At 66.2% G+C, this 18,508-nt stretch carries 16 protein-coding genes; 7 read left to right on the top strand and 9 right to left on the bottom strand.

Translation table 11 applies throughout. The features are described 5' to 3' along the window. Positions 1-805 precede the first annotated feature (805 nt). The 6 genes from rsmA to lptF form a co-directional block, all read right to left on the bottom strand. Positions 806-1,648 (bottom strand): 16S rRNA (adenine(1518)-N(6)/adenine(1519)-N(6))-dimethyltransferase RsmA, encoded by an 843-nt coding sequence (rsmA, locus tag Q7J44_RS03825; protein ID WP_304877135.1) that lies wholly within the window; start codon positions 1,646-1,648, stop codon positions 806-808. Positions 1,649-1,718: 70 nt separating this feature from the next. Continuing rightward, positions 1,719-2,693 carry a 4-hydroxythreonine-4-phosphate dehydrogenase PdxA gene (pdxA, locus tag Q7J44_RS03820; protein ID WP_304877133.1) on the bottom strand — a complete coding sequence of 325 codons (975 nt, stop codon included), beginning with the start codon at positions 2,691-2,693 and terminating at the stop codon, positions 1,719-1,721. Then, positions 2,690-3,922, bottom strand: a complete 1,233-nt coding sequence (locus tag Q7J44_RS03815; RefSeq protein ID WP_304877132.1) for a peptidylprolyl isomerase — start codon at positions 3,920-3,922, stop codon at positions 2,690-2,692. Before Q7J44_RS03815 ends, pdxA begins: the two co-directional genes overlap by 4 nt. Positions 3,923-4,008: 86 nt before the next feature. Further along, the gene (locus Q7J44_RS03810) at positions 4,009-6,162 is read right to left on the bottom strand and encodes an LPS-assembly protein LptD (RefSeq protein WP_304877129.1); all 2,154 of its coding nucleotides are present in this window, start codon (positions 6,160-6,162) and stop codon (positions 4,009-4,011) included. Between the two features lie 29 nt (positions 6,163-6,191). Continuing rightward, positions 6,192-7,289 (bottom strand): LPS export ABC transporter permease LptG, encoded by a 1,098-nt coding sequence (gene lptG / locus Q7J44_RS03805; RefSeq protein ID WP_304877127.1) that lies wholly within the window; start codon positions 7,287-7,289, stop codon positions 6,192-6,194. Continuing rightward, positions 7,286-8,431, bottom strand: a complete 1,146-nt coding sequence (gene lptF, locus Q7J44_RS03800; protein WP_304877125.1) for an LPS export ABC transporter permease LptF — start codon at positions 8,429-8,431, stop codon at positions 7,286-7,288. Before lptF ends, lptG begins: the two co-directional genes overlap by 4 nt. A 162-nt stretch (positions 8,432-8,593) precedes the next feature. On the opposite strand from lptF, the gene Q7J44_RS03795 reads away from it, so the two are divergent. Together Q7J44_RS03795 and Q7J44_RS03790 are read left to right on the top strand one after the other, a co-directional pair. Next, positions 8,594-10,066: a leucyl aminopeptidase gene (locus tag Q7J44_RS03795; RefSeq protein WP_304877123.1), complete on the top strand. Its 1,473-nt coding sequence runs from the start codon at positions 8,594-8,596 to the stop codon at positions 10,064-10,066. 6 nt (positions 10,067-10,072) lie between these two features. Next, positions 10,073-10,531, top strand: a complete 459-nt coding sequence (locus Q7J44_RS03790; protein ID WP_304877121.1) for a DNA polymerase III subunit chi — start codon at positions 10,073-10,075, stop codon at positions 10,529-10,531. Positions 10,532-10,545: 14 nt separating this feature from the next. Here Q7J44_RS03790 and Q7J44_RS03785 read toward each other — a convergent pair whose 3' ends face one another. From Q7J44_RS03785 to ccmI, 3 genes are read right to left on the bottom strand one after another with little or no spacing between them, the layout of a single operon-like run. Continuing rightward, entirely contained in the window at positions 10,546-10,776 is a 231-nt protein-coding gene (locus Q7J44_RS03785) for a DUF1289 domain-containing protein (RefSeq protein WP_304877120.1), read from the bottom strand. Further along, on the bottom strand, positions 10,773-11,255 hold the full coding sequence (gene ruvX, locus Q7J44_RS03780; RefSeq protein WP_304877118.1) for a Holliday junction resolvase RuvX: 483 nt from the start codon (positions 11,253-11,255) through the stop codon (positions 10,773-10,775). Before ruvX ends, Q7J44_RS03785 begins: the two co-directional genes overlap by 4 nt. Next, positions 11,252-12,481 carry a c-type cytochrome biogenesis protein CcmI gene (ccmI, locus tag Q7J44_RS03775; protein ID WP_304877116.1) on the bottom strand — a complete coding sequence of 410 codons (1,230 nt, stop codon included), beginning with the start codon at positions 12,479-12,481 and terminating at the stop codon, positions 11,252-11,254. Before ccmI ends, ruvX begins: the two co-directional genes overlap by 4 nt. Before the next feature lie 227 nt (positions 12,482-12,708). Between ccmI and Q7J44_RS03770 the strand changes: the two genes are divergently transcribed. The 5 genes from Q7J44_RS03770 to Q7J44_RS03750 all read left to right on the top strand — a co-directional run bounded on the left by Q7J44_RS03770 (position 12,709) and on the right by Q7J44_RS03750 (position 18,448). Beyond that, entirely contained in the window at positions 12,709-13,956 is a 1,248-nt protein-coding gene (locus Q7J44_RS03770) for a sarcosine oxidase subunit beta family protein (protein WP_304877115.1), read from the top strand. 82 nt (positions 13,957-14,038) lie between these two features. Then, positions 14,039-14,503, top strand: coding sequence for a hypothetical protein (locus Q7J44_RS03765; protein WP_304877114.1), 465 nt, complete (start codon positions 14,039-14,041; stop codon positions 14,501-14,503). Positions 14,504-14,578: 75 nt separating this feature from the next. Beyond that, positions 14,579-14,902 (top strand): sarcosine oxidase subunit delta, encoded by a 324-nt coding sequence (locus tag Q7J44_RS03760; RefSeq protein WP_304877113.1) that lies wholly within the window; start codon positions 14,579-14,581, stop codon positions 14,900-14,902. Next, positions 14,899-17,907: a sarcosine oxidase subunit alpha family protein gene (locus Q7J44_RS03755; RefSeq protein WP_304877111.1), complete on the top strand. Its 3,009-nt coding sequence runs from the start codon at positions 14,899-14,901 to the stop codon at positions 17,905-17,907. The genes Q7J44_RS03760 and Q7J44_RS03755 overlap by 4 nt, the downstream gene beginning before the upstream one ends. Beyond that, entirely contained in the window at positions 17,900-18,448 is a 549-nt protein-coding gene (locus Q7J44_RS03750; protein WP_304877109.1) for a sarcosine oxidase subunit gamma, read from the top strand. The genes Q7J44_RS03755 and Q7J44_RS03750 overlap by 8 nt, the downstream gene beginning before the upstream one ends. Positions 18,449-18,508 lie beyond the last annotated feature (60 nt).

Here is an 18,508-nt window from a genome sequence, read left to right as displayed (position 1 = left end):
ACAACGGCACTTATGCCGGTGGCCAGAACGGCAACCCGCAAGGCAATGCCCAAGGCAGCTATGCGGGCAACCGCGATGGCGGACACCGTGATGGCTATCGTGACGGGGGCAACCGCGACGGTGGCAACCGTGACGGTGGCAACCGTGATGGCAACCGTGACAACAGCAATCGCGATGGCGGCAACACCCGCAACTGGCGCGATGACCGGGTGACCGATGCCGGGCAGGGCGATCAGCCCGACAGCGCTCTGATCGACGATCCGCGCGGCGACGCCAGCGGTCTGGTCGAAACGCCCGAGGCGCGTCCGGCAACCGACGCCGCACGCCGCGAAGATCGCCCGCGCCGCAATGACCGCCCCGAGGGTGAGCGTAACCGCACCCGCGAAGACAACCCGAACCGCAACACCCGTGGCCCGCGCCCGCCGCGCCCTGACCGCAGTGCCGAGCGCGGTTCCGAGGATCGGCCCGCAGCACAGGCCGAGACCGCAGCACAACCCGCCCCGGCAAAAGCCGACGCGCCGCAGCCAGAGGCCCGTCAACCAGAGGCCCGCCAACCAGAGGCCCGTCAGCCAGAAGCCGCAACGCCCGCCCCGACGCCAGAGGCAAAACCGGAAGGCGAGGCAAAGGTCCGCCGTCCGCGCGCGCCCCGAAAGCCGAAAGAGGCAGGGGAGGCCAGCGACAAGCCAGCCGATGACAAAGGGTCCAAAGAAGGCGGCCCGCGCGAGGCTGCTGAATAAGATCCCAGATCCGCCGCCCTTCGGGGCGGCGTTTCTTTATGCCACAGGTGCTGCGACGGCCCTGCGCCTCAGCGCGCCGCCACGGCCCGCGCCAGGGCGCAGAACTGCTCCAGCCCGATCTCTTCGGCGCGCTGCGTGGGCTTGATGCCCACCCCTTCCAGCAATGCCTCGACATCGCCGCCAAGGCCCTTCAGGCTGGACCGCAGCATCTTGCGGCGCTGGTTGAAGGCCATGGCGGTGACGCGGCTCAGCACCGCCGCATCCGCCGGGAACCGGGGCTGATCCAGCCGGGTCAGATGCACCACCGCCGAATGCACCCGTGGCGCGGGGGTAAAGGCCTCGGGCGGCAGGTGCATGACGATTCTGGGCTCCGCCCGCCATTGCGTCAGCAGGGCAAGGCGCCCGTAATGGTCGCTGCGGGGCTTTGCCACGATGCGTTCGGCCACCTCTTTCTGGAACATCAGCGTGAGCGAGGTCCAGAACGGCGGCCAGACGCCGGGCGACAGCCAGCGGATCAGCAGTTCCGTCCCGACGTTATAGGGCAGGTTTGACACGATGCGGATCGGGGCATTCAGCCGCGCCGCCACATCAATCTCCAGCGCGTCGCCCTGCACAATCTCCAGCCGCCCCGGATAGGTTGCCGCAATTTCTTCCAGCGCGGGCACGCAGCGTGGGTCTTTTTCCACTACCAACACCCGGCGCGCACCTTCTGCCAGCAGCCCGCGCGTCAGCCCGCCCGGGCCGGGGCCGACCTCCAGCACATCACACCCCGACAGATCCCCCGCCAGCCGGGCGATCTTGGCGGTCAGGTTCAGGTCGAGCAGGAAGTTCTGCCCCAGCTGCTTTTTCGCCACCAGATCATGCGCCCGGATCACCTCGCGCAGCGGCGGCAATCCATCAATCGTCGCCATATCCGCGCACCCTATCTTATCATCTGTTCATAAATATCCCGGGGTCTGGGGCAGAGCCCCAGTCCGACACTTACGCAAAGCGCGCCGCTGCCATGTCCCATGCCATCCGACACGCCGCAACCAGTGAATCGGGCAAGGCCACCCCCTTGCCCGCAATGTCGAACCCGGTGCCATGGTCGGGCGATGTCCGCACAAAAGGCAGGCCCAGCGTCACATTCACCCCGCCGTCGAAATCCAGCGTCTTGATCGGGATCAGCGCCTGATCGTGATAGGTGCAGACGGCGGCGTCATACTGTGCGCGCGCGCGCGGGTGGAACATGGTGTCGGCGGGCAGGGGGCCGGTCAGCGCCATCCCCTCGGCCTGCAGGCGGGCGATCACGGGGGCGATCACCGATGCATCCTCATGCCCCATCGCGCCACCTTCACCCGCATGGGGGTTCAGGCCCGCGACCGCGATGCGCGGCACCGGGATGCCGAAATCGCGGATCAGCCCGGCATGTGTCAGACGGATCACCTGTTCCAGCAGCGCGGGCGTCAGGGCGGCGGGCACAGCTGCCAGCGGGATGTGGATGGTGGCGGGCACCACCCGCAGCAGGGGCGAGGCCAGCATCATCACCACCGGCACATCGCCCGCCAGATGCGACAGGTATTCGGTATGGCCGGGAAAGGCGAAACCGGCGCCGTCTTTCAGCACCTTTTTGTGCAGGGGGGCCGTGACGATGGCCGAGGCCGCGCCGGACTGCACAAGGGCGACGGCGCGGGCGATCACCTCGATCACGCCTGCCGCATTGGCGGGTTCGGGCTGGCCCGGGGTGACGCGGGCGGCAAAGCGGTGGGTCAGCACCGCCAGCCGCCCTTCGGGCACGTTGGCGGCGGCTTGTGGGGTATCGACCGCGATCCAGTCGGTGCCCGGCGGCAGGTGGCGCGGGTCGCCCAGCCAGACGAAGGGCACGGCCGCGCCCAGAACTGCGCGGGCGCGCACCGCCAGTTCCGGGCCAATCCCGGCCGGCTCGCCACAGGTCATGACAAGCGGGGCCTGGGTCACGGCGTGGTGATGATGGCTTCCGAGCGCAGCTCTTCGAGATACGCTTCGGCCAGCAGGGTCAGGCGGCGCGAGATCAGCTGTTCGCGGATCGCCGCGCGGTTGATTTCGCCTTCGACCACGGGGGCGCGGCTGCACAGCATCAGGAACACGCGGGCACCCCCCCGGGTGATGGCGGTGGAATATTCGCCCGGGTCCAGCTGTGCCAGTTGCAGGGCCACATCGGCAGGCACTGCGGATGCAACCCGGGTTTCTACCGTCAGCTGGTCTGCGGGCAGGCCACGCGCTTCGGTATAAAGATCGGCGCAGCCGTCGATCCGGGCATGCAGCGCTGCGGCCTGTGCCAGCACATCGGGCGTGTTGGGCAGCAGGAATTGGGCGTATTCCAGTTGCACCGCCGGGGCGGTTGCGGTGCGGTCTTCGGTCACGTCGCGCAGCTGGAACACGGCAACCGCATTGGGCAGCGTGACAGGTTCAGACACCTGACCGGGGCCGAGCGCCAGCACCAGTTCCACAATCTGCGGCGGCAGTTCCGATGTCGGCGTCCAGTCCAGCCGCCCGCCGCGCCCGGCAGAGGGCGAGGCGGAATAGCGTTGAGCCGCGGCGGCAAAGCCGCTTTCGGTGGTGATGTCCGCCCGCAGCTGGCGCGCAAGGGCCTGCTGCGCCTCGGGGTCGCCTTCGACCGGCAGGATGATTTCGGACAGCAAAAGCTGCATCGCGGTGTTCACGGTGCCGTTGGCGATGGCGCGGTCGATTTCCGCATCGCTGATGGTGAAAGACCCGACATAGCGGCCACGCACCAACTCGCGCCACAAAATGCCGTTGCCTGCGAAATCGCGGAAGGTTTCCTGCTCGACCCCGGCCTGCGCCAGAGCCTGAATGAACTCTTCCGTGGACAGGTTGGCGCGGCCGGCGAATTCTTCCATCCCGGCGGCGGTCTGCGCAGGCGTCAGCCGCAGGTTGAATCGCTTGGCCTCGGCAATGGCCAGACGGTCCTGCATCAGGCCCTTCATCGCTTCGGCCTGCGGGTCGCCGGGGACGCGCAGCAGTTTCAGAAACAGCTTGCGCTGTTCCAGCTCATACCGGGTGATCACCGAGTCATTGATGCGCATCACCGCTTCAAACGGCGATCCGGCCTGCGCGGCTGCGCTGTGCGGCAGGACGATCAGCGGGGCGGTCAGGGCTGCCGACAGGCAAAGCGCCCGGAGGAGGGAGGAGAGGGGTCTGGTCATGAGGTCTGCCGTCACTGCTCTTGCGCCTTTCTGCGTCTTGCGTCCGATGGGTCTGCCTTGCGGGACTGATCCTTGCCGTGCCCGCGTCAGCGTCTGCAACTGCGCGACGGGCCGGCCCCGGTTCCGGCCCCAAAGCCGACCAGATCGACCGAAAGGCCGAAATCCGTTGTCGGTTTCACACTAGTCGAGGATGTGAACCGACGCGAGAGAGAAAGATCGACCGAAACGCATTCGTTGCGGAACTGAACCCCCAGCCCGGCCCGGTTGGCGCGGCTGGCTTCGATGTCATAGCGGGCCCCGGCGCGGGCGGTCCAGACCGGGTTGAGTTTGTAGCTGCCGTCGAAGGCCAGCTCGGCAATATCGGCGGGCCGTTCCTCGACCGGATCGGCGGAGAGAAAGACGTATGATCCGGACAGGCCGTAGCGCTCGCCGGTCAGGGCCAGCCGGGTTTCGGATTTGGTCATGGTCAGGTCATCACTGATCAGCAGACGCTGGCTGATGCCCATGCCCATCGGCAGGGTCAGATGCGCCGCAGCCAGCCAGTCGGACCGGCGGCCATCAAGTCCCGACGCTGCGGTGAACTGGCCCAGATCTTCCGTGCGGAATACCCGGCCAAGCGCGGTTGACAGGGTCCAGCCCGCCGGATCGACGCGGGTATAGGTGACGCCAAGATTCAGCCGCCCGCCGCGCTCGGTCGCGTCTGACCCGGGGTAGCGGTTGATGGAAAACAGGTTGGCCTCGTCAAATTCGACCAGCACGGAATCTTCATTCGGCAGCGCCTCAGTGCCCTTTGGGGCCCAGACCAGTTGCATCACCGGCTCGATCACATGGCCCACGCCGTTCGTCCCGGATTTGGCCCATGGCCAGCGCAGCTCCACCGCCATGCCGCCGTGCAGCCGCGACGGCCTGCCGCCAAAGCTGTCGTCATTGCCGATGCGGTAGCCGTCGGCGGTCACCTCGCCCAGCGTGCTGGCCATGATGCCGACGGGAAGCTCCCAGTTGCGCCGCCAGTCCAGCCGCAAGGACGCGCGGGTGACATCGCGCCCGAAGGATGGCAGCGGGCCTGCCGCGCCATCGGGGTCGGTGGAATCGGTCGAGCTGCGGTAATGGCCGTGGGTCTGCAGCCGCAGCCCGGCCTCGCCGCCCAGCGGACCGCCGGAAAAGCGGCGGTGCCAGGTCAGATCGGTGATGATGGTGGGCAGGGTGGAATTCACCTCACCCGCGCGGATCGAGCGGATGCCGATCAGCCGCCCCGAGATGTGTTCATTGCGCCTTGTGCGGCTGACCTCGATCCGGCTGGTCAGGCGGTCGGCGGCGGGCAGGCCGTAATCCAGCAGATAAGCCGGATCGCTGACCAGGATGCCGTCGAAGGTCAGCCGGAAATCGCGCGGCAGGGTGAATGCGCCGATGGCGCGCAGGTAATGCCGGGTTTCGCCCGCGACCAGCTCATCGCGCGACAGGGCACCGTTCAGTTCGATATCGCCGGTCGCAAAGGCCTGCCGGTAGCGCAACTCCACAGTGCGGCCCGATTTGGTCGACAGATAGGGCGTGATCGTCAGGTCGCGGTGCGGCCCGAGGGTGACGAAGTAGGGCACCTTGATGCCGGTGCCCAGACCGGATGTGGTGCGGATGCTGGGGGCCAGCACGCCCGATGTACGCTCCAGCGTCGGGTCCGGCATCCGCAGGCGCGGGAAATACACCACCGGCACGCCCGAGACGCGAAACTGCGCGTGGTCGAAATAGATCTGGCGTTCCTGTTGGTCATGCACCACCCGGCGCGCGCGGATTTCCCACAAAGGCGGCGCGGTGCTGCAGATCTTGCACGACGAGGCGACGGCGTTGTCCAGCTGGGTGTAGCGCCCGCCGACGCGCTGGATCTGGTTGGCGGCCAGCTGCAATTCGCGGTTCAGCACCAGCCGGGCACTGGTCAGCACCCCTTCGGTCAGGTCGGCGGCAAGGTCGGCCTGATTGGCGACCAGAATGGTGTTGGCCCCGTCCACCAGCACGATGGGGCCGGTGATGGTCAGCCGGTCGCCGGCGCGGTCATAGACGATGCGGGCGGCGCTGAGGGTGCGGCCCTGATAAAACACCTCGACCCCGCCTTCGGCGATCAGCTGGCCGCCCGCGTCGATGCGCACCGAATTGGCCACCAGCGCGGCCATATCCTGCGCCGAGGTGCTGCGTGCCGGGACCAGCGACAGCAGGGCCACGCAGGCCACGGCGGTCAGCAGATGGCGCATGGGGCGGCCCGGAGGGTAAAATCCCCGCATCAGCCTTCCTCCAGATGCAACAGCAGGCCCAGGGCCAGAAGGATGGCGGCAACCGGGGCGGCCCAGGCTGACAACAGGATCGGGATCTGCCCGTTGTTGCCCAGCACCTGCGCGAAATTCCGCAGAAAGAAGATGAAAAACCCGCCCAGGATTGCCAGCAGCACATACATGCCGGTCTTGCCAGCACGGGCATGGCGCATGGTAAAGCCCGCCGCGATCAGCACCATCGCCGCCAGCAGCAGCGGCTGCGCCAGTTCCATCTGATACCAGACCCTGTGCGCACGGGCCGAAAACCCCGCGCGTTCAAGCCCCGCGATATAGGCGGGCAGGCCCCAGAACGGCACCGCCGAGGGGTCGCCGAAGCTGTCGCGGATGCGGGCTGCGGTCAGGTTCGAGGCAAGGGTGGCATCGGGGGACAGAAGCGTCGCCTCTCGTTCAGGGTTTGCGCCTGACATGTCCCAACGCTTGGCCCCCGTCAATGCCCACGCCCCGGGGATCAGGCGGGCGCTGTCGGCCTCTATCCGCTCATCGGGCAGCCCATCGGCGCCAAAGCGCAGAAAGGTGACGCCGTAAAGCTCGGTCCCGTCGACGTTGGAGCGCACGGCGCGGATCACGGTCTGGCCGTCATCGGTGCCCTGGCGCAGCCACAGCCCGCTGTCGGCCAGCGACAGTGTGCTTTGCGCCCCGTCTGCTGCCGCCGCCCACAGCCGGTCATATTCCTTTTGCGTGGCCGCCACGAGCGGGTTGAACACCGCAATCGTCAGCCCGCCGATCAGCAGCGCCATCAGCACCGGCGCCACCAGAAACCGCAGCGCTGAGCGCCCCGCCGCGCGGATCACCACCAGTTCCGACGACCGCGCCAGCGACAGAAACAGCGTGATCGCGGCCAGAATGATGATCAGCGGCAGAATGCGGTACAGGCTGGCCGGGGTGTTCATCGCCGCCAGATGCAGCGCCCCCGCCGTGCTGATCCCGCGCGAGGAAAACCGGCGCAGCTGTTCGACCATGTCGATCAGCATCATGATCGCCCAGAAGCTGCCAAGCACCTGCGCGTAGGCCCAGAGAAACCGCGCGGCGATATAACGTGACAGGATCATGCGCCCGTGCCTTCCAATGCGATGCCGGCCCGCTGCTCACGGCTGAGCCAGCGCGGGCGTTGCGACATCCAGAGCAGCAGCACGCCGATGCCGATGCCCGCGAGGGGGGCGGCGTAGACGGCGGGCCATGCAGCCTCGGACCGGATTGCCAGCCCGGTGCCTTGGGTGTTGATCATCTGCACCACGATCAGCAGCACCACCGCCACCCCGATCTGCCGCCACAGGCCAAAGCGGCTGAACGCGCCCAACAGCAGCGCGCCAAAGCCGATCAGCGCTGCGCCGACCGCCAGAAACGGCTGCGCAATGCGGCTGTGACCTTCCTGCAGCAGATTGGCGCGGGGCGAGCCAAGCTCGGCCACCAGCGCGGCGTCCGAGCGCAGAAGTTCCAGCGTAGACGCCTCGTCAATGCTGCGGGTGCCCTGACGGCCATCGCCCAGCAGACCGCCCAGATCATAGGTCACATCGGCAAAGCGGGTGACCGACAGGCGGCGGCTGGCGCGGTCCAGATCCTGCGTCATCCCGTCAAACATCAGCAGCTTTGGCCCCTCATCACTGCGGGCCAGCAGGGCGCGGCGTGCGGTATAGGTCAGCGTGGTGCCCGGATCGCGGTCATCCGACAGGAAGATATCGCGCAGCTCTCCGGTGTCGGTGATGTCGCGGATATACAGCGTCAGCCCGGTGGCCGGATGCAGAAACTGGCCGCTGCGCAGAAAGCGGGCAGTGACGTTATCGGCAATCTCGGCGCTGCGTTCGGCCAGCACGGCGCGGCTGACGGGCACCAGAACATGGGTCAGCACTGACATCATCAGCATGACCACAAGGCCGAACATAATGACAGGACGCGCCAGCCGGAACGAGGAAAACCCGGTCGCCTGCATCACCACCAGTTCCGAGTCGCCCATCAGCCGGTTGGCGACGTAGACCGCCGCCACAAAGGTGGAAATCGGCAGCACAAGGCGGATGACATTGGGCAGGGTCAGCAAGGAAAATTCCACAAACACCAGCGCCGACTGCCCGTCACCGATCAGCTGGTCAAACAGGCCCACCGCGCGGTTGACCCAGTAGACAGACACCAGCAACAGCGAAAAGAAGCCGAACAGCGCAAGAAGTTGCGACAGCAGGTATCTGTCAAATCTTGGCACGGCCTGTGTCGCTCCCTCACCCTTAATGGCGGCAAACTAGGCCAATTGCGCGGCGTTGAAAACCGGTAACTGGGGCAACTGGTCTCTGGTCATTGCCGGGGGGGCGGGCTAGCCTTTGCCGCCAATGGTGCCGATGCGCCCGCCACATGCCCGAGGACGACAATGACCCAACCTGTGCCGATCAAGTTTTGCGAAAGTGATGCCGAACGTCTTGCCACCCAACCGGGGCGGATTGCGGTTCTGGCCGATGCCGGGGCGGCGCTGCCTGCGCTTGCACGCAAGCTGGACAAGCTGACACGCGGGGCTGTGACGCGGGCTGTGGGGTCGGAGGCGTTTGACAAGCTGAAACCGGGCGAGTCGCTGGATCTGGGCTTTCCGACGGGGCTGGTGGCAGAGTCGGTGCAGATTTTGCGCCTGCCGCGCAAGGCGACGCAGGAACAGGCGCGTAAGGCCGGGGCGGCGGTGGGGCGCGGCCTGTCGGCGGTGGAAACGCTGGTATGCGCGGAAAACCACCCACGGGCGGCGGATATCGCCTTTGGTCTGGCGCTGCGGGCCTATGATTTCACCCCGCACAAGACCAGCCCGGCCAAGGTGATGGGGCAGGTGACGGTGATGGTAGCTGCACCCGAGCAGGTGGCGGCGGCGGCCAATGCCGGGGCTGCGGTGGCCGAAGGCGTGTTCTTCACCCGCGATCTGGTGAACGAACCCGCCAATGTGCTGACCACAGATGATTTCGCCGCCCGTCTGGCCGCCATGCACGAGCTGGGGCTGGAGGTCGAGATTCTGGAGGAAGACGCCCTGCACGCCCTTGGCATGGGCGCGCTGCTGGGGGTTGGCATGGGGTCGGAAACCCCCTCGAAGGTTGTGGTCATGCAGTGGAACGGCGGGCCGAAAGGTGAGGCCCCGTTCGCGCTGGTCGGCAAGGGCGTGGTGTTCGACACGGGCGGCATTTCCATCAAGCCTGCGGGCGGGATGGAGGATATGACGATGGACATGGGCGGCGCCGGTGTGGTGGCGGGTGTGATGCGCACGCTGGCCCTGCGCAAGGCAAAGGCCAATGTGGTGGGGCTGGTCGGGCTGGTGGAAAACATGCCCGATGGCCGCGCGCAACGTCCCGGCGATGTGGTGCGGTCAATGAAGGGCGACACGATCGAGGTGATCAACACCGATGCCGAAGGGCGGTTGGTGCTGGCCGATGTGCTTTGGTACGCGCAGGAGCGGTTCAAGCCGACGGGCATGATCGACCTTGCCACCCTGACCGGGGCGGTGATCGTTGCCTTGGGGCATGAGAATACGGGCGTGTTTTCGAATGATGACGGGTTGTGCGATGCCTTCCTTGCGGCGGCCAAGGCGGAAGGCGAAGGCGCATGGCGCCTGCCGATGGGGGAGGCTTATGATGCCAAGCTGAAATCGCGCATTGCCGATATGATGAACGTCGGCGGCCGCGATGGCGGCGCGATCACCGCGGCGCAGTTTCTGGCGCGGTTTGTGAAGCCCGATGTGCCGTGGTGCCATCTGGATATTGCGGGCACGGCGCTTTTGAAGGCTGACAGCACGCTTGCACCGAAGGGTGCCACCGGCTGGGGCGTGATGGCGCTGGACCGGCTGATCCGCGACAGGTTTGAGGGCAAGTAACCCGCCATGGGCGTCGTGATGTTCTATCAGCTGACCGGCTCCACGGCGGAACAGACCGCGCGGGTGCTGCTGGCGCGCGCACTTGCGCAGGGCTGGCGGCTGATGATCCGGGGCACCGATGGGGCCGAACTGAAGCGGCTGGACGCAAGGCTGTGGTCAACCCCCGAAGACAGCTTTTTGCCGCACGGGATGGAGGGCGGGCCGCATGACGCCCGCCAGCCGGTGCTGCTGGGCACTGGCCCGGTCACCAATGGCGCCAAAGGGCTGCTGCTGATCGACGGGGCCGAGGTTGAGGCGGCAGAGGCTTTGGGGCTGGAACGGGTCTGGGTGCTGTTTGATGGCCGCAATCCGGACCGGCTGTCACAGGCGCGGGGCCAGTGGAAACAGCTGACCGATGCCGGATTGCCGGCGCAATACTGGTCGGAAGAGTCCGGCAAATGGGAAAAAAAGGCCGAAAAGGGCTGACAGGGCCGCTGCGGTCAGCCCTGCAGCCGGGCCGCGCGGCCACCCCGGCGTCTGGCAATTTGCGGCGCGCGGGCGGGCAGCTCTGCCATGATCGCATCGCGCGCGTCGGGCGACATGCGCGACCACATGGTGATCTCGTCAATGCTGCGCAGGCAGCCGACGCACAGCCGCGCCTCGGGGTGGATGACGCAGAGCTTTACGCAAGGCGAGGCGATTTCATCGCGTTTCCAGATCTCATCCGTCACTGTTCGTCCAGCCTTGCCATATACGTCATCCGGTCCAGCGCCCCTTGCAGGATATAGCTGGCGGCGACCTTGTCGATCACCTCTTTGCGACCTTTGCGCGACGTATCCGCCTCTATCAGCGCGCGTTCGGCGGCGACGGTGGACAGACGCTCATCCCAGAAGGTGATCGGCAGGGCGGTCAGCTTTTCCAGATTGCGGGCAAAGGCGCGGGTGGATTGCACGCGGGGGCCTTCCGATCCGTCCATGTTCAGCGGCAGGCCAAGGATGATGCCAACGGCGCCGCGCGCGGTCAGCAGCGCCAGCAGGCGGGTGGCGTCGAGCGTGAATTTCTCGCGCCGGATCACCTCTACGGGGGTCGCGACCGACCGGCGCAGGTCGGACAGGGCGACGCCGATGGTCTTGTCCCCCAGATCAAGGCCCGCGATGCCGCCGGACCGGGGCAGGGTGGGGATGAAGGCGGCGATATCAGGCAAGATCATTCGCCGACCCCGGCCTCGACCGCGGCCTGACGCAGGCCGGACAGTTCCACCGTGCGCCCGGCAAAGCGGGTCTGCGCCTCGGCATAGATTTCGCGCGCCTGTTCGGTGCGGCCAATCTGCGCAAGCGATGTGATCAGCCGCGCCCAATCTTCGGCCGGGCCGCCATCTTGTGCAAGCCGCGCGCCCAATTGGTCGACCATGCCTTCGATCATCGCCTGACGGTCCTGCGCGGTCATCTCTGCCGCGGCGGCGATGTCGGCACCGGTGGGGCCGGGGGCGGTTGCGGCGGGCGGCAGGGTGTAGCGCACGCCTGCGCGGTCTGCCACGTCCGGCAACTGGGCGCGCAGCGGTGCCACCCATGGCGCATCGGGCGGGCTTTGTTCCAGCAGGCGGCGCCATAAAATGAAGGTGCGGTCAAACCGCCCGATCTGGGCGAACATGGTGCCGGTGTAATAGCGCGCGGTGCCATTGGCCGGATCAAGCGCCAGCGACCGGGCAAGCACCTGTTCGGCCTCAGGCGAGACATAGCCACCCGCCGACATGATCATCAGCTCGGCAAGGGCGGCGTGATCTTCGGCGGTGGCCGCATTCCCCCTGAGCGCGAGCAGGGCGGCCTGTGCGTCCTTGGCGGCGGTCAGATTGCCCATTGCAGCCTCGTTCCGGGCCAGCAGTTCCAGCCCGCGCTGATCATCGGGGCGGTCCTGCACGGCCTGACGCAGCTTTGTCATCAGCTCAAGGTAGGACGGGTCGATATCGCTGCGCGGCGGTGAGATCGGGATCTGTGCCTCGGCCTCGGCCTGCGTGGGACGGTTGGTGCGCAACTCTTCGGACAGGGCAAAGCGGGCCTGCAGCGGCATGTCGGGGTAACCGGGTGCCCCCAGCTGCCAGTAGCCGTAGACCCCTGCCGCCATCGCCACCGCGATCAGACCCGCCACAACGGCGGTGCCGGCGCGGGTCTCAGTGGCGGGGGCAGTTTTGCGCGCTGTGCGGTCGGCGTCCAGCAGGCGGCGCTGAATCTCTGTGCGCAGGCGGGTGCCTTCCTCGGCGGGGATGGTGCCGCGCGCGATATCACGCTCGATCTCGGTCAACTGGTCGCGGTAGACGGCAAGGTCAAAGTCGCGCGCGCCGCGTGTCTCGGCCCGGGCGCTGACCATGGCACGCAACAGCGTGGCCACAATGCCCGCCACCAGAATGGCCGCCGCTGCCCAGAATCCCCACACCTCCATCACAAGCCCTCTTTTTCCAGTTCCTTCCCATGTAAGCTGTCAGTGCCCCGGACAAAAGGCGCGAATTGGCCGCAGGCTGATCTGCGACACGGGGCTGCGACACTGGTCTGCGACAGCAATCGGCGGGGATGTCGCAATTTTCCCTGTTGTGCCGCTTGGGGTGGTGGCGGCAATCCGGTATCACGTCAGACAGAGGCAACTGCCTGCCAGTCCGAAGGAATGCTGCCATGAAACGCTATTCGGTCTTTGCCATCGCGCGTGAGGCGCTGACCCACCATCAGGGCTGGGAACGCGCGTGGAAATCGCCGGTGCCGAAGGCCAGTTATGACGCGGTGATCATCGGGGCGGGCGGGCATGGGCTGGCCACCGCCTATTACCTTGGCAAGAACCATGGCCTGCGCAATGTGGCGATCATCGAAAAGGGTTGGCTGGGCGGCGGCAACACCGGGCGCAACACCACGATCATCCGCTCGAACTACCTGCAGGACCCGTCTGCCGCGATCTATGAAAAGGCGCGCAGCCTGTATGAAACCCTGTCGCAGGACCTGAACTACAACATCATGTTCAGCCCGCGCGGCCTGCTGATGCTGGCGCAGACCCATCACGAGGTACGCGGCTATCTGCGCACGGTACATGCGAACAACCTGCAAGGCGTGGTCACGGAATGGATCGGGCCCGAGCGGGTGAAGCAGCTGGTGCCGATCATCAACATCGACGGGCCGCGCTATCCGATCCTTGGCGCGCTGTATCAGGCGCGCGGCGGCACGGCGCGGCATGATGCGGTGGCCTGGGGCTATGCGCGGGCCTGTTCGGAAATGGGGATGGACATCATCCAGCAATGCGAAGTCACCGGCGTCCGGTCCGAAAACGGGCAGGTGACGGGGGTGGAAACCTCCAAGGGCTACATCGGCACGAAAAAGCTCGGCATCGTGGTGGCGGGCCATTCGGGCCAGGTCGCCGATATGGCCGGTTTCCGCCTGCCGGTGGAATCGCTGGCGCTGCAGGCGCTGGTGTCTGAACCGATCAAACCCTGCATGGATGTGGTGGTGATGGCCAACACCGTGCACGGCTACATGAGCCAGTCCGACAAGGGCGAAATGGTGATCGGCGGCGGCACTGACGGGTTCAACAACTATACCCAGCGCGGGTCTTTCCACCACATCGAAGAGACGCTGCGCGCGCTGGTTGAAACTTTCCCCATGATTTCAAGGCTCAAGATGCTGCGGCAATGGGGCGGCATCGTGGACATGACCGGGGACCGCTCACCCATCATCAGCAAAACCCCGCTGGGCAACTGCTTTATCAACTGCGGCTGGGGCACCGGCGGGTTCAAGGCGATCCCCGGTTCCGGCTGGGCGATGGCCGACCTGATGGCGCGCGGCGAGCCGGGACCACTGGCCGCCGAATTCGACATGTGGCGCTTCCGCGAAGGGCGGTTCATCGACGAGTCGGTGGCAGCCGGGGTGGCACATTGACTTTGCCCGGCAAAATTTTCGGGAACCCGAGCGGCGGCAGCTGCGTTTGTCCTGCAATCACGTATTGCAAGGAGGACCAGTCATGGCCGACCCGCGTATTCCACCAACAGCTCCCCTCGGAGCGCCGCCCCACACCACCCCGGGTGCACCGGGCGCAAACCCGTCCTATCCGACCAACGCCAACACGACCACGCACGTCCACGAAACCAAGCCGACCAACTGGTTCGCCTATCTGCTTGGCGGTGCCGTCATTGTCGTCGGTATCGTGGCTTGGATGCTGTCCGGCGGGAACAACACTGCCACGACCACAACGCCCGCAGGCAGCAACAACGTTACCATCGAATCGCCGCCAGCCGCTGACGTTCCGGGCGTTGTTCCCGCACCCGATGTGCCGGCAACCACGCCTGATGCAACCGCTCCGGCAGCCCCGGATGCAACCGCACCGACCACAACCACGCCTGATGCAACTGCCCCGGCACCTGCGCCTGACGCAACTGCTCCGGCACCTGACGCTGGCACCGCTACGCCGCCGCCAACCGGGAACTGATCCTTTCCAACCTCTCTCTTTCCTGCAAGGCGGGCGCTGTTCAGCGCCCGCCTTTTTCATGTTCACAGGTGCGCCATGCTGATCCTCGAATGCCCCTATTGCGGCGTGCGCGCCGAAGAAACCGAACTTTCCCCCGGTGGAGAGGCGCATCTGAAGCGGTTCGGGCCGGGGTCCGATGATGATGCGTTCGAGGCCTACATGTTCGCCCGCAAGAACCCCAAGGGCGTACATTTTGAACGCTGGCGGCATGCCTATGGCTGCGGCAAGTGGTTTCTGGCCGCCCGCTGCACCGCCACGCTGGAAGTGTTCGGCACCTATCCTGCACAAACGACCGAGCCGCCCGCAGACATCATCGACAAAATCAAGGCCAAGCGCCCCGAGTGGAAGGGCTTTTCATGAGCACGCGTCTGAAATCCGGCGGCCGGCTGATCGACCGCTCGTCGCCGGTCGAATTCACCTTCAACGGCAAACGCCTGCGCGGCTGTGCGGGCGATACCCTCGCTTCGGCGCTTCTGGCCAATGATCAGATGCTGGTGGGCCGGTCGTTCAAATATCACCGCCCGCGCGGGATTGTCGCCAGCGGAGCGGAAGAGCCGAACGCGCTGGTCAATCTGGGCAAGGCCGGGCGGCTGGAGCCGAACCAGCGCACGACGACGACCGAGCTGTTCGACGGGCTGGAGGCGCGCAGCCAGAACCACTGGCCGTCACTGGAATTCGACGTCGGCGTGGTGAACAACTATGCCGCGCGGTTCCTGCCGGGGGGGTTCTACTACAAGACCTTCATCCACCCGCGTGCGGCGTGGAAGCATCTGTTTGAACCGATCATCCGGCATTCGGCGGGCCTCGGCTCGGCACCCAAGGACCGCGATGCCGACCGCTATGAACAGGCCTATGCGTTCTGCGATCTGCTGATCGTCGGCGGTGGCGTGGCCGGGTTGCAGGCCGCACTGGTCGCGGGCCGCGCCGGGGCGCGGGTCTGGCTGGTGGAACAGACCGCCCATTGGGGCGGGCGCGCGCCGGTGGATGGCGATGTGGTGGGTGGTATGCCTGCGGGCGATTGGGTTGAGGCGGCGGTGCTGGAACTGTCGGCGATGGACACTGTAACCCTGCGCCTGCGCTGCATGGCGGCGGGGTCTTATGACCACGGCTATGTGCTGCTGGATGAAAAACTGGCCGACCACACCCCCGGCGACGGGCGGCCAAGGCACCGGCTGTGGCGGATGCGGGTGGGCAAGATTCTGGCGGCGACCGGCGCGATTGAGCGGCCTTTGTCCTTCGCCGGCAATGACATACCGGGCGTGATGCTGGCAGGGGCTGTTCGTGATTACGCAGTGAACTGGGCAGTCTCGCCCGGCGACCGCACGGTGGTGGTCACCAACAACGACGACGCCTACCGCACTGCGATTGCGCTGCATCAGGCGGGCTTGGAAGTGGCGGCGGTCATCGACGCCCGCCCCATTGCCAACGGGGCCTTGCCGGAACGCGCCCGCGCGCTTGGCATCCGGGTCGAAACCGGACGCGCCATTGCGCGGGTCAAGGGCGGCAAACGGGTGGAGGCGGTCGAGATCTGCCATCAGGCGGGCGAAGGCATGGCCAGCACGACGCTGCCCTGCGACGCGGTGGCGATGTCCGGCGGCTGGTCGCCGGTGGTGCATTTGTGGAGCCATTGCGGCGGTAAGCTGATCTGGGACGAGGATGAGGCGATGTTCCGCCCCGATGCCAGCCGTCCGCCGCTGCATCAGGATGGATCGGCCATGGTGCTCTGCGCTGGGGCCGCCAATGGCGCGCTGCGGAGCGCTGTGGCGGACGCTGATGATCAGGTGAAGATCGCACTGCAAGAGCTTGGTTTTGCACAGGAGTCTGACGATCTGCCCCCGGTGCAGTCCGTGCCGGAAGAGGCCGCGCTGGAGCCGGTCTGGATCATGCCGCAAGGCGCAGGCATTGCGCTGCGGTCCAAGATGTGGCTGGATTTCCAGAATGATGTGAAGGTGTCAGACGTGCAGCTGGCCGCACGCGAAGGCTATGAATCGGTGGAACATACCAAGCGCTATACCACGCTGGGCATGGCGACAGATCAGGGTAAGCTGAGCAATATCAACGGTCTGGCGGTGCTTGCTGACAGTCTGAATGCACAGATCCCGCAGGTCGGTACCACCACCTTCCGCCCGCCCTATACGCCGGTGCCGTTGGGGGCCTTGGCGGGTGAGGCGCGGGGCGATATCTTCCAGCCGCTGCGCAAGACGCCGATGCATGACTGGCACATCGCCCATGGGGCGTATTTTGAACCCGTCGGCCATTGGCGCAGGCCCTATTGCTTCCAGCGCCCCGGCGAGACGCCGGAACAGGCGGTGCACCGTGAGGTAAAGAACACGCGTGAAGCCCTTGGTTTGCTTGACGCTTCCACACTGGGTAAGATCATCGTCAAGGGGCCGGATGCCGGGCGGTTCCTTGATATGCTCTACACCAATGTGATGAGCAGCCTGCCCATCGGCAAATGCCGCTATGGTCTGATGTGCAACGAACAGGGCTTCCTGTCCGACGACGGCGTGGTGGCGCGGATCGACGATGACACATGGCTGTGCCACACCACATCGGGCGGGGCAGACCGTATTCATGCGTGGATGGAAGACTGGCTGCAATGCGAATGGTGGGACTGGCAGGTCTTCACCGCCAATGTGACCGAGCAATATGCGCAGGTCGCGGTGGTGGGGCCGAATGCGCGGCAGTTGCTGGAGTCGATCGGCGGCATAGATGTGTCGAAAGACACGCTGCCCTTCATGCAATGGGCTGATGGCACCCTTGGCGGCTTCCCGTGCCGGGTGTACCGGATCAGTTTTTCGGGCGAGCTGAGCTATGAAATCGCCGTTCCCGCCAGCCATGGGGCCGCGTTCTGGGCCATGCTGCATGAGGCGGGGGCGGCGTTTGGCGCGATGCCTTACGGCACCGAGGCGCTGCATATCATGCGGGCCGAAAAGGGCTTCATCATGATCGGCGATGAAACCGACGGCACCATCATTCCGCAGGATCTGGGGCTGGACTGGGCGATTTCGAAGAAAAAGACGGATTTTCTGGGCAAACGCGGGCAGGAACGCAGCTTCCTTGCGAACCCTGACCGTTGGAAACTGGTGGGGTTCGAGACGCTGGACGGATCTGTGATCGAAGATGGCGCCTATATTCCCGAAGCGGGGATGAACGCCAACAACCAGCGCCGCGTGCAGGGGCGCGTCACCTCGACCTACCACTCGCCGACGCTGGGGCGCGGCATTGCCATGGGCCTGCTGCGGCAGGGCCCGGCGCGGATGGGCGAGGTGGTGGAGTTCACCAGAATCGACGGCGGCGTAACACAGGCCCGGGTGGTGAACCCGGTGTTCTATGACAAGGACGGGGAGAAGCCGAATGTCTGATCCGGTCAGCGCGCTTGGCGGCGCAAGCTATGGCGGGTTCGCGCAGGTGCGCGAGATTGGCCCCCTGGGCATGATTACCCTGCGCGCCAGAACCGGCACGCCGGGGCTGGAGGCGGCGGTGCTGGCCGCCACCGGCTGCGCCTTGCCTGCAGTGCGCCGGATTATCCGACAGGGCGCGCGGGCGGCGGGCTGGATGAGCCCGGATGAGCTGCTGCTGATCGTGCCTTATGCCGAAGTTGCGGCGGTTTTGTCCGGCATTGCCGAGGCTTTGCAGGGTCAGCACCATCTGGCGGTCGATGTGTCCGACGCCCGCGCGGTATTCCGCGTGGAGGGCCCGCGCGCCGATCAGGTGCTGCGCAAGCTGTCGCCGGTGGATTTCGACCGGCTGGAACCGGGCGAGCTGCGCCGCAGCCGCGCGGCACAGGTGGCGGCGGCGTTCTGGGCTGAAGAGGCTGGGTTCACGCTGGTGTGCTTCCGGTCGGTCGCGGGCTATGTGATAGGGCTCTTGAGCGTTTCGGCGCGGCCGGGGGCTGAGCTGTAAGGCGGTGCGCTGCGGTGCTGGCGGTGTACTGGGGGTTTTCCACCCCCAGACCCCCGGAGA

Source organism: Pseudotabrizicola sp., from assembly GCF_030656345.1.
In the GTDB taxonomy this organism is placed as follows: domain Bacteria; phylum Pseudomonadota; class Alphaproteobacteria; order Rhodobacterales; family Rhodobacteraceae; genus Pseudotabrizicola.
This window is presented reverse-complemented; position numbering and strand designations above follow the sequence as displayed.